Here is a 10,964-nt window from a genome sequence, read left to right as displayed (position 1 = left end):
AGCGGGCATTGGCCGAGGCTCGCGCCATGATCAAGGAGAAGGCGCCCGCCATGGAGTCGATGCTCAGGCTGTATTCCCCCGCCGGCCGGGCTGCGCTATTTGAGTCGCACGCCGTCTACCCGCAGCTGGAAAAAGCATTCGCCCGCAGAATTCGGCTTGCCAGCGGGGCTGATCTGGTCTGGGACCAGACGGAAGCGCTGACGGTTATCGACGTAAACACAGGCAAATATACGGGCTCCACCGATTTGGAGGAGACCGCCTTTCACACGAATATGGAAGCGGCCGAAGAGATCGCCCGGCTGCTGCGGCTGCGCGACGCCGGCGGCATCGTGATTATCGACTTTATCGATATGACCGATGCCTTGCATCGCGGCCGGGTGCTGGAGAGGCTCGAGCAGCTTTTGCGCAAGGATCGGACGAAATGCCATGTCGTCGGCTGGACCAAGCTGGGCCTGCTGGAGCTGACCCGCAAGAAGATGCGCGAGAATGCCGCCGGCCGGCTGTACGAGCCGTGCGCCGCGTGCCGCGGCAGCGGCAGGATCTATACGGGCTTGCCGGCGGCCGGGCGGTAACGATTGGGGGAAGGGAAATTCGGAATCAGGCTTGAACCGGCTGCTTCGGTATGCTATAATCTTGCAGTGTATGTTTAGTGCTTGTTGCTATGCATGCTACAACCGCTCCGAGCGGGTACCGAAGCGCGATCGTTTATTCGAGAGCCACCCGGGTCAGGCGAGTCTTAGACATGAGGAGGTGCACCATCCATGTACGCAATCATCGAAACAGGCGGCAAGCAGTACAAGGTTCAAGAAGGCGATGTTATCTATATCGAGAAGCTGGGCTTGAACGAAGGCGACAGCGTAACGTTCGATCGCGTTCTGGCCGTATCCAAGGCTGACGGTCTCGTAACCGGATCCCCACTCGTATCGGGGGCGAAGGTTTCCGGCAAAGTCGAGAAAGAAGGCAAAGGCGCGAAGATCATCGTTTATAAATACAAAGCCAAGAAGAATTACCGCCGCAAGCAAGGCCATCGTCAACCGTACACGAAAGTGACGATCGGCAAAATTGAGGCGTAAGAGGGTTACGGGATGATTACCGTCACGTTGACCCGGCGGTCTGCGGACCGTGCCATCGTAGCGTTTGCCGTAGAAGGCCATGCGCGATTCGCCAAGCCGGGCAAAGATATCGTGTGCGCGGGCGTATCCGCCGTCACCGTCGGTACGGTCAATGCGATCGAGTCGCTGGCCGGCTTGGAGCTGCCTGCCGCCATGCGGAACGGCTGGCTGCAATCGGAAATTCCGGAGACGGGAGATCCGGCAAAGGACGATCGGGTTCAACTTCTGCTCGAATCGATGGTCGTCATGCTGGGAACAATTAGTCAATCTTACGGCAAGTATGTCGTTATGCGTGAAATAATGCTTTGAAGAAGGAGGACACCACCATGTTGAAGCTGAATCTTCAGCTGTTCGCATCGAAGAAGGGCGTAGGCTCGACGAAGAACGGTCGCGACAGCCAATCGAAGCGTCTCGGCGCTAAGCGTGCGGACGGCCAGGTCGTAACGGCCGGCAGCATTCTTTACCGCCAGCGCGGCACGAAAATTCACCCGGGCAACAACGTAGGCATCGGCAAGGACGACACGCTCTTCGCGAAAGTCGAAGGCGTCGTGAAGTTCGAGCGTTGGGGCCGCGACCGTAAAAAGGTCAGCGTTTATCCGGTTGACGCGGCGCCGGTTGCCGCAGCCGTCCAAGCATAAGATCGCATTTTGCCCGGCCTGGCGACAGGCCGGTTTTTTTGCTTTTGCGTTGTTCTTCCGCTTCGCGAAGCAACCGGATTTGGTTTGTCCACAAAACGTCATTTTTTGGCTTTAACCGTGGACTTTTGAAGACGGCATGCTATACTTGTTGGGGGTTTAGCCATGTTTGGAACGGAGAGAGGACATGCTGATGAATCGTTGGCGGACGATACGATATTATGCGGCCGGCTCGGTGCTGCTGCCAATCGCCGCAGTATGGTTTTGGCAGGAGGAACTGTGGCCTTCGGGACTGCTGCTGCTGTGGTTGTCGGCGGCTGCCGCGATCTGGATTGCAGCTGACCGGAAAGGCCTGGCCTACCGTGCGGAACGGGCGCTGACCGCCACTGAGACGACGGCGATCCGGATGCTGGATCACCACCGGCACGATTGGATGAACGAGCTTCAGGTGTTGTACGGCTACATTCGGATGAATAAACCGGATAAAACGGTCGAATGCGTGGAGAAAATAAGGGAACGTATGACGGCTGAGAGCCGGATCGCGAAGCTGGGGATTCCGTCCTTCGTCCTGTTCGTGCAATCGTTCCGAACGGTGACGAACGCGATGCAGCTTCAGGTCGACGTTGCCGACGAAGTGAATTTGGCCGAGCTGCCGTTGAACGGCGTGAAGGTTGCGGATACGCTTACGGATCTGATCAATGCCTACCGCTTCGGCATCAAGCCGGGCGGCGGCGACGCGGCACGCTTGTCGATTAAGCTGCACCGCAACGAAACGGCTCTGCTCGTCGAGCTGCAGTATGAGGGAGAACTTCTGAACGCGCAGGAATTATACGCCAAATGCAAGCAGCGACTGAAGAAATCGCCGCTGCACGCAGATCGGCTGGAACCGGATATGTTGACGGCAGCGCTGCGCGCCGATCTGAGCCGATGAACGGAGGAATAAGATGTTTGTAGACAAAGCGAAAATATTCGTCAAAGGGGGGGACGGCGGAGACGGGCTGATCTCGTTCAGGCGTGAGCTTTACGTGCCGGAAGGCGGTCCCGCCGGCGGAGACGGCGGCCGGGGAGCCAACGTCATTTTTCGGGTGGATGAAGGCTTGCGTACGCTCGTCGATTTCCGCTATCAGAAGCATTTCAAGGCGCCGCGCGGCGAGAAAGGCAAAGTGAAGGGCATGCACGGTGCCGGCGCGGAGGATATGATCGTGCGCATCCCGCCGGGCACTGTCATTATCAATGACGATACACAAGAAGTTATCGCCGATATGACCCGCCACGGACAAGAGGTTGTTGTGGCCAAGGGCGGACGCGGCGGACGCGGCAATATCCGGTTCGCGACCGCTAATAATCCCGCGCCCTATATCGCCGAGAATGGCGAGGAGGGCGAGGAGCGCTGGGTAGTTCTGGAGCTGAAGGTCATGGCGGATGTCGGGCTTGTCGGCTTTCCCAGCGTGGGCAAGTCGACGCTGCTGTCGGTCGTATCCGCAGCGAAGCCGAAGATCGGCGCGTATCATTTTACGACGATCACGCCGAATTTGGGCGTCGTTGACGTGGGCGACGGCCGCAGCTTCGTCATGGCTGACTTGCCAGGTCTGATCGAGGGCGCTGCGGAGGGCGTCGGACTAGGCCACGAGTTTTTGCGCCATGTGGAGCGGACACGGGTCATTATCCATGTGGTGGACATGGCCGGCACCGAAGGACGGGATCCTTTCGAGGATTGGATGAAGATCAACGACGAGCTCGTGAAGTATAACGCGAAGCTGGCGGAACGCCCGCAGATCATTGCGGCCAACAAGATGGATATGCCGGATGCCGGGGATCAGCTCGAGCTGTTCAAGCAGCAGCTTGAGGAGCTGGCCGACGGCAAGGAATATGAGATCGTGCCGATTTCCTCGCTTACGAAGAACGGCATCCAGGAGCTGCTCTACAAGGCGGCCGACCTGCTCGATGCCTTGCCCGAAGCGCCGCCGCTCGAGGAAGTGTCGGAGATCGAGGAACGCAAGGTGTACCGTTACGAGAAGAAGGACAATGACGAGTTCACGATCCGCAAGGAAGAGGGCGTCTATATCGTCGAGAGCGCCAGCATCGAGCGGTTCATTAAACGGACGAACCTTACCTCTTATGATGCGGTTATGCGGTTCGCCCGCATCATGCGCAACCTCGGCGTCGATAAGGCGCTCCGCAAGGAAGGGGCGAAGGACGGCGATCTCGTGCAGATCGGCGACTACAGCTTCGAGTTTTTCGAGGGTGCGGATTATTATTTCGAGTAGGGCTCCGGTTCGGGCAAGGATTTAGGAAATATACTGCGCCGATTCGGATGAATGGATTTTAAAGCCTGAAGAAGCAACTTTTTCTACCCCCTGTGCGCCAGAGACGCAAAAGGGGTTTTTTGCATGGCAAAAAGAGAAAGCAGTGCACAAAAACGCTGCTCTCCATGGTAGATGCTGGCGCTTGTTTTGGCGCTGACAGCAGGCCTTGTGTCCGCCTGCTCCGGTGCGGAAAGCCATACGGCAACCGACAGTGCTGCCAAAAGCAGCAACGAGGCGCGGCCTGAGACGTCGGCCGCGCGTTCCGAGGCGGCGGAGCAGATGGGCAATCAATCGGGGACGGGGCGGAAATCAGGCGCGTCGAACAGCGCCGCCGGCCCATCCTCCGACGGAGGGGCGCTTGCGACGGAAACGGACGGCTTCATGCCCCGTTCGCGTTCGCTTTTTCAGCCGGGCATCAAGTATAATGAAAGACGAACTTTTTCGGCTGTGCCTATTGCGGCATCGGCACCGTTACCGTTATAATGTCCACTAGGGAAGAACATATGTCTTTACTGGGAGGACGAATGATGACGGAACGTTATTATGTCGTCCGCGAGGACATTTTACCTGAAGCGATCGTGAAGACGATTCAAGTGAAACAGATGCTGCAGCGGGGAGAAGCGGAAACCGTGCACGAGGCGGTGGAACGGGTCGGCATGAGCCGGAGCGCGTTCTACAAGTACAAGGACGGCATTTACGCGCTCAACCAACTGGAGCGGGAACGGATTGTCACGGTGTCGATGGACTTGGAGCACCGGTCCGGCGTCTTGTCCAAGGTGCTCGGATTCGTTGCAGGCTCGGAGGGAAACGTGCTGACCATCCATCAGAGCATTCCGCTGCAGGGACTGGCGAACGTCGTCATCACGGTTGATACGGCGGGGATGGCGGTTCCGCTTACGGATATGATCGACGGCATTCGCAACCAGGAGGGCGTCCGCAAGGCGAGCGTCATCGGGCAAGGCTAGAAAATGTAGCGTGGAGGAGAAACTATGAAACCTGTCAAGGTAGGATTGCTCGGGCTCGGAACGGTCGGGACGGGAGTCGTGCGCATCGTGGAGGGGCATCAGGCGGATTTGTTTGGCCAAGCCGGCTCCCCGATCTCGATTGAAAAAATAGCGGTAAAAAACATGGCGAAGCTGCGCAATGTAGCGATTGACGCCGGCAAGCTTACGGAGGATCCGTGGGATGTCATCAACGATCCGGAAATCGACGTAATCGTCGAGGTCATGGGCGGAATCGACCAGACCAAGGCTTACATTCTGGAAGCGATCGCCCGCGGCAAGCATGTCGTAACCGCCAACAAGGATCTAATGGCGCTGCACGGGCCGGAAATTCTTGCGGCGGCGCGCGAAAACCGCTGCGACGTGCTGTATGAGGCGAGCGTAGCCGGCGGCATTCCCATTATCCGCACGCTGATCGAGGGTTTCTCTTCGGACCGGATCACGAAAATAATGGGCATCGTTAACGGGACAACGAACTACATTCTGACCAAGATGAGCCGCGAAGGCGCGTCCTACCATGACGTCCTTAAGGAAGCGCAGGAGCTCGGCTATGCCGAGGCCGACCCGACCTCGGACGTGGAGGGCCTCGACGCGGCCCGCAAAATGACCATTCTCGCCACGCTCGGTTTCCGCGCGAATGTGGCGCTGGAGGATGTGTCGGTCAAAGGTATCTCGTCTGTCGGAAAAGACGATATCGCGTTCGGCAAACGGCTCGGCTATGAGATTAAGCTGCTCGGCATTGCGGAGTCGCAGGATGATTTCATCAGTGTATCGGTGCAGCCGACGCTGGTCAAGAACAGCCATCCGATCGCAGCGGTGAACGGCGTGTTCAACGCGGTGTATGTATACGGGGAAGCGGTCGGCGAAACGATGTTCTACGGACCGGGCGCAGGCGAGCTTCCGACGGCGACGTCGGTCGTGGCGGACCTTGTTACCGTGGTGAAGAATCTGAAGCTGGGCGTCAACGGGATGCAGGCCGCGTCGGTATTCAAGGAGAAGAAGCTGAAGACCGATGCGCAAATTTCCTATAAAAACTTCCTCCGGCTGCATGTGGAAGACAGGGCCGGCGTATTGGCCAAAATCACGCAGGTGTTCGCCGAATATGAAGTCAGCCTCGAGTCGGTCATCCAACAGCCGAGCACGGAGCATTCGGAGGCCGAGATCATCGTCATTACGCATAATGCGAGCAAGGCGGCGATGAACGGCGTACTGCAAGCGTTCGAATCGCTTGATGTGATCCGCAACGTGAAGAGCGTCTACCGTGTGGAAGGCTAGGCGGGAAAAGCTCCGTCCTGCGGCTTGCGGTGATCAAACTTAAAGGAGTTCGTTTGTTGTCATGAAACTTACAGAACGGCGAGTGTTGGCGAAGGTGCCCGCGAGCACGGCGAATCTCGGACCGGGCTTCGATACGCTCGGCATGGCCTTGTCGCTATATGCCTGGATCGAAATGGGCGTGTCGGAAACCGGGACGGCCATCGAGCTCCACGGCCGGAATTTGCGCGGCTTACCGACGGATAAAAACAATTTAATCTATAAGGTCGCTCAGCTGGTATTCAATGAAGCGGAGGTCGACATTCCGGAGCTGCATATCGCGATGTACAGCGATATTCCGCTGACCCGCGGGCTCGGTAGCAGCGCCAGTGCCATCGTCTGCGCGCTTGCGGCGGCGAACGCGCTGATCGGTAGTCCGCTCGACGACGACCGGCTGTTCCAGATCGCCACCCGGCTGGAGGGGCATCCGGATAACGTCGGCGCATCCGTATTCGGCGGAATCGTCGTCGCATCCTGGGACGGGAACCGCGCGTCACATATCAGGCTGGAGCCGTCTCCGGATCTGGATGTGCTGGTCGCGATCCCGGACTTCCAGCTGTCCACGGAGAAGGCGCGGCATGCCTTGCCGGACCGGTTCCCGATGGCCGACGTCGTCTTCAACGTCAGCCGCAGCTCGCTGCTCGTCGCCGCGCTTGCCACAGGCAACCACGGCATGATCCGGACCGCCATGCAGGACCGGATGCACCAGCCGTACCGTGCGGCGCTCATTCCCGGCATGGCTGGCATTTTGGACGGGGCGGCCGAGCGCGGCGCTCTGGGCGCGGCGCTCAGCGGAGCCGGGCCGACGCTGCTCGCGCTGATCGAGTCCGGCAGCCCGCGCAAGCAGGAGCTTGAGCGGTTTCTGCTCCAGACGCTCGCTGCAGAAGGAATCACGGCGGAGGCTTTATGGCTGAAGCCTGCTGCGGCGGGGCCGGAACTGACCGTGACGGACGGCGGGGCTGCGGCGGAACTGGCCCCGCTAATGGAACGGATTAAAGGAGAAGTAAGGGTATGATAAAAGCAGCGTTACTGCCGGCGGGTTCAACCTCCGACGACGCGGCGCGTCAATTGTTCGGCGGCGCGCAGGTCGAATACCGGTATCATCAATTGATTGCCGACGTGTTTTTGTCCACGGTGAACGGGCACACCGATTACAGCGTCATTCCGATCGAGAACACGATCGACGGCTCGGTAAGCCTGCATACCGATTGGCTTGTCCACGAGGTCGAACTGCCGATTCAGGCGGAATGGGTCTACCCGTCCGTGCAAAATCTGATCGGCCGCAACTCGGAGAGTCTGGACGGCAGCGGCGAGCTGGATTACGACCGGATCGTCAAGGTGATGAGCCACCCGGTCGCCATGGCGCAGTGCACCCGTTTTCTGCGCGAGCGCCTGCCGCACGCCGAATTGGAGAACGTCAGCAGCACGACGGAAGCGATCCGTATGGTGAAGGACAATCCGGGCGCCGGATGGGCCGCGATCGGCCAGCGCAGCGGCGCGGCGCTGCACGGGCTCGACGTATTGCTGGAAAGTGTTACCGACCACAATAACAATTATACGCGCTTTCTCCTGGTCGGGCACAAGCCGTTCAAGGCGCGTGAGCCGGACGCTTTTAAGACAACCATCCAGATTACGCTGCCGGAGGACTACCCGGGCGCCCTTCACCAGGTGCTTTCCGCGTTTGCCTGGCGCCGCATCAACTTGTCGCGCATCGAATCGCGTCCGACGAAAAAGCAGCTCGGCAGCTATTACTTTTTGATGGACATCGAAATGTCGCTGGATACCGTCCTGCTGCCCGCCGCCATCGCCGAGATCGAAGCGATCGGCTGCCAGGTGCGCATTATGGGAAGCTATCCGAGCTTTGCGGTCATTCGCACAAATCCGGAGGTGTAAGGAAGAGCATGGCTGAGCAATGGATCTATTTGAACGGGGATTACGTCACCAAGGAAAACGCGAAGGTATCGGTTTACGATCACGGGTTTCTTTATGGGGACGGCATTTTTGAGGGTATCCGCATTTATAACGGCAACATTTTTAAATGCAAGGAGCATCTGGACAGGCTGTACGATTCGGCCCGTTCGATCATGCTCGACATTCCGCTGTCCTACGAGGACATGCAGGCTGCGCTCGTGGAAACGATCCGCCGCAACGGCTTGCGGGACGGCTATATCCGTCTGATCGTCTCCCGTGGTCCCGGCAATCTCGGACTCGACCCGAAACGCTGCCCGTCGGCATGGGTCGTTATCATTGTCGAGCAGCTTGCGATTTACCCGGAGGAGGCGTACCGCAGCGGATTGGTGTCCGTCTCTGTCTCGCAGCGCCGGAACATTCCTGATGCGCTCAACCCGAAGATCAAGTCGCTTAACTACCTGAACAACATTCTGGTCAAAATCCAGGCGAATCTGGCCGGTGTCGGCGAAGCCATCATGCTGAACGCGCAGGGTTATGTGGCGGAAGGTTCAAGCGACAACATTTTTATTATTAAGCAAGGCGTCGTCTACACGCCGCCTTGCTACATCGGTGCGCTGGAAGGCATTACGCGCGCCGCGATCATGGAGCTGTGCGCCAGGCTCGGCTATAAGCTGAAGGAAGAGCCGTTCACGCTCCACGATGTCTATGTGGCGGACGAGGTGTTCTTTACCGGCACCGCCGCCGAGGTCATTGCCGTGCGCGAGGTGGACGGACGGATGATCGGCAAAGGCGAGGCCGGCCCAATCACGACGCATCTGCTTGAGGAGTTCCGGAAAATCGTCGACGTCGACGGCGTCAAGGTGTTTGCGTAAGACGCAAGCCGATCATAAGAAACAATCGTACCGCCGTTGGCGGGTATGCGCGCGATTCATTCGCGGCGACCCGGACGGCGGTTTTTTGCCGTCGTGTCGGGACGGCCGCATTTTTTTTGAATATAGGGGACACCAGCCCACCGTCTGCATAAGATGTAAGGATTGACGGGGATTGCGACGGCTTATGCGCCGCGATCGCCGCGAACGAAGAACGTGACGGGAGGTTATGTGGCTCGTGAAAATCCACATGGTCAAAAAAGGCGATACGATGTACGCAATCGCGAAAAAGTACGGCGTCGGCGTCGAGCAGCTTTTGCAGCTGAATCCGGACATCGCAAATCCGGATGTCATCGACGTCGGCACGAAAGTGAAGGTGCCGAGCGGCGGCGGAAAGCCGAAACCCTCTGCCGGCGATTGGATGCACCAGCATCTCGTGAAGCAGGGGGATACGCTGTGGAATCTGTCCAAAGCGTGGGGCATTCCGCTCGCAGATATGATTCAGGCGAACCCGCAGTTGAAAAACCCTAATGTCCTGATGACCGGCGAAATGGTCAACATACCGAAGGCGGTTTCCTCTCCGTTCACTCCGCTTGCGCTGCCCCAATTGCCGGATCTGCAGCACATGCCGCACGGCTTCCCGGCGACTCCGGGACACGGTAAAGCTTATACCGGCCCGATCGTTGGAAAAGCGCCGACCGGCCCCATAACGCCGCCGCCGAAAGCGCCGACGGCCAAGGTGCCGCCGGCAGATATAGCGCCTGCGGCGCCGCTTCCGACGCCGCATGAGGCGATGCCGTACGACGTCGATCTGTTCAAGCAATTCCAGATTCCGGCGACAGAAGTCTTCTCCTTCTGTGATTTTCCGCCGCCGCCTCAACTGACGATACCGTCGGCGCTTGAGTGCCCGCCATCGCACCCGTTGATGTACCAGACGCCGGCAATGACCGGTGTTTACCCATGTCCCCCCGGAACGGTTCCGGTAAGCGATTGGACCGGCGCTTTGCCGCTGTCGGCGCCGCAGACAGCCGCTCCGTTCATGCCGCAATTCGGAGTGTCGGCAGGCGGATATGGATCGTTCACGGGGCATGCCGATGTGACGGCGGGTGTGCAAGGATTTGCCGCGCATCCAGCGGGATTCGGCGCTCCTGCGTTTTTCCCGGCAGCGATACCGGGGTATCAAGCAAGCGGTCTTTTCGGCCCGCCTCTGCAGCCCTATTACGGACCGGGTCCGGTCGCCGGCGCAGCGCCCTTCATGGCCGGGACTGCGGCTTATTCTTACCCGACGTTCGGGGCTTACGTGAAAAAGCCGTGTACATGCGGCTGCATGAAACGGGAGGAAACGGAGGGCGGGAAGACCGGCGCAGCCATTGCCGGCCGTGAAGAGGATGAATCGGTAAAAACCGGTGTGCGGGGCCAGACGGCGGTTAAGGAGTCTTTCGCCAAAAAACCGGCTTCCAAGGCATCCGTCAAGTCTTCCGCTTCCCGTCCGGCAGCCCGCAAGGCGGAAGCCAGAAGACGGTTCGGTCAGCCTTGGCTGAACCGGTAACCTGCCCCGGCAGGCAATGCCCCGGCCGCATCGGCGACCGGGATTTTGCCGTGGAGTTTGGCGATTCGCTTCCGCATAATCCGATCAACGGCAGGAAACAATAGGGAAAACAGTTAAAGGGGAGTTCCCTGTGATGGGATTCAGCCTGTGGAAGCAACTTAAAAAAAGGCTGCGCCGCGGCAAACGGCCGGGTTGGCAGCTTGCGGCCCTGCTGATCGGAGCCGCTGCAGTCTGCGGCTCGGCGGCGGCGGCGGCACCCGTTGAAGCCGC

At 59.0% G+C, this 10,964-nt stretch carries 12 protein-coding genes and 1 other annotated feature; all 12 genes read left to right on the top strand.

What is annotated here, in order from left to right; genetic code table 11:
* Positions 1–572, top strand: a 572-nt coding sequence (locus BG52_RS11735; RefSeq protein ID WP_036667309.1) for a ribonuclease E/G, incomplete at its 5' end; no start/stop codon positions are given.
* Positions 573–662: 90 nt separating this feature from the next.
* Positions 663–747 (top strand) — a sequence feature (ribosomal protein L21 leader region).
* Positions 748–761: 14 nt separating this feature from the next.
* Positions 762–1,073, top strand: coding sequence for a 50S ribosomal protein L21 (gene rplU, locus BG52_RS11730; protein WP_036585208.1), 312 nt, complete (start codon positions 762–764; stop codon positions 1,071–1,073).
* A gap of 12 nt (positions 1,074–1,085) precedes the next feature.
* On the top strand, positions 1,086–1,421 hold the full coding sequence (locus BG52_RS11725) for a ribosomal-processing cysteine protease Prp (RefSeq protein WP_036585210.1): 336 nt from the start codon (positions 1,086–1,088) through the stop codon (positions 1,419–1,421).
* A 17-nt stretch (positions 1,422–1,438) separates the two neighbouring features.
* On the top strand, positions 1,439–1,750 hold the full coding sequence (gene rpmA / locus BG52_RS11720) for a 50S ribosomal protein L27 (protein WP_036585212.1): 312 nt from the start codon (positions 1,439–1,441) through the stop codon (positions 1,748–1,750).
* A gap of 184 nt (positions 1,751–1,934) precedes the next feature.
* Positions 1,935–2,678, top strand: a complete 744-nt coding sequence (locus BG52_RS11715; protein WP_223299000.1) for a Spo0B domain-containing protein — start codon at positions 1,935–1,937, stop codon at positions 2,676–2,678.
* 13 nt (positions 2,679–2,691) lie between these two features.
* Positions 2,692–4,014, top strand: coding sequence for a GTPase ObgE (gene obgE, locus BG52_RS11710; RefSeq protein WP_036585214.1), 1,323 nt, complete (start codon positions 2,692–2,694; stop codon positions 4,012–4,014).
* A 566-nt stretch (positions 4,015–4,580) separates the two neighbouring features.
* Positions 4,581–5,018: an ACT domain-containing protein gene (locus BG52_RS11700; protein ID WP_036585217.1), complete on the top strand. Its 438-nt coding sequence runs from the start codon at positions 4,581–4,583 to the stop codon at positions 5,016–5,018.
* A 24-nt stretch (positions 5,019–5,042) separates the two neighbouring features.
* On the top strand, positions 5,043–6,329 hold the full coding sequence (locus tag BG52_RS11695; protein WP_036585219.1) for a homoserine dehydrogenase: 1,287 nt from the start codon (positions 5,043–5,045) through the stop codon (positions 6,327–6,329).
* Positions 6,330–6,390: 61 nt separating this feature from the next.
* Positions 6,391–7,380, top strand: coding sequence for a homoserine kinase (gene thrB, locus BG52_RS11690; protein ID WP_036585221.1), 990 nt, complete (start codon positions 6,391–6,393; stop codon positions 7,378–7,380).
* Positions 7,377–8,258 carry a prephenate dehydratase gene (pheA, locus tag BG52_RS11685; protein ID WP_036585223.1) on the top strand — a complete coding sequence of 294 codons (882 nt, stop codon included), beginning with the start codon at positions 7,377–7,379 and terminating at the stop codon, positions 8,256–8,258. The genes thrB and pheA overlap by 4 nt, the downstream gene beginning before the upstream one ends.
* Positions 8,259–8,266: 8 nt before the next feature.
* The gene (gene ilvE, locus BG52_RS11680) at positions 8,267–9,148 is read left to right on the top strand and encodes a branched-chain-amino-acid transaminase (protein ID WP_036585225.1); all 882 of its coding nucleotides are present in this window, start codon (positions 8,267–8,269) and stop codon (positions 9,146–9,148) included.
* A gap of 235 nt (positions 9,149–9,383) precedes the next feature.
* Positions 9,384–10,694: a LysM peptidoglycan-binding domain-containing protein gene (locus BG52_RS11675; protein WP_190287532.1), complete on the top strand. Its 1,311-nt coding sequence runs from the start codon at positions 9,384–9,386 to the stop codon at positions 10,692–10,694.
* Positions 10,695–10,964: the final 270 nt, after the last annotated feature.

The organism is Paenibacillus darwinianus (genome assembly GCF_000598065.1).
GTDB classification, from domain to species: Bacteria; Bacillota; Bacilli; order Paenibacillales; family Paenibacillaceae; genus Paenibacillus_I; species Paenibacillus_I darwinianus.
This window is presented reverse-complemented; position numbering and strand designations above follow the sequence as displayed.

Coding starts and splice junctions, on each gene's coding strand:
- ilvE (WP_036585225.1), top strand. CDS start 8,267: ATGGCTGAGCAATGGATCTATTTGAACGGGGATTACGTCACCAAGGAA.
- BG52_RS11715 (WP_223299000.1), top strand. CDS start 1,935: ATGCTGATGAATCGTTGGCGGACGATACGATATTATGCGGCCGGCTCG.
- thrB (WP_036585221.1), top strand. CDS start 6,391: ATGAAACTTACAGAACGGCGAGTGTTGGCGAAGGTGCCCGCGAGCACG.
- obgE (WP_036585214.1), top strand. CDS start 2,692: ATGTTTGTAGACAAAGCGAAAATATTCGTCAAAGGGGGGGACGGCGGA.
- BG52_RS11700 (WP_036585217.1), top strand. CDS start 4,581: ATGACGGAACGTTATTATGTCGTCCGCGAGGACATTTTACCTGAAGCG.
- rplU (WP_036585208.1), top strand. CDS start 762: ATGTACGCAATCATCGAAACAGGCGGCAAGCAGTACAAGGTTCAAGAA.
- BG52_RS11695 (WP_036585219.1), top strand. CDS start 5,043: ATGAAACCTGTCAAGGTAGGATTGCTCGGGCTCGGAACGGTCGGGACG.
- BG52_RS11725 (WP_036585210.1), top strand. CDS start 1,086: ATGATTACCGTCACGTTGACCCGGCGGTCTGCGGACCGTGCCATCGTA.
- pheA (WP_036585223.1), top strand. CDS start 7,377: ATGATAAAAGCAGCGTTACTGCCGGCGGGTTCAACCTCCGACGACGCG.
- rpmA (WP_036585212.1), top strand. CDS start 1,439: ATGTTGAAGCTGAATCTTCAGCTGTTCGCATCGAAGAAGGGCGTAGGC.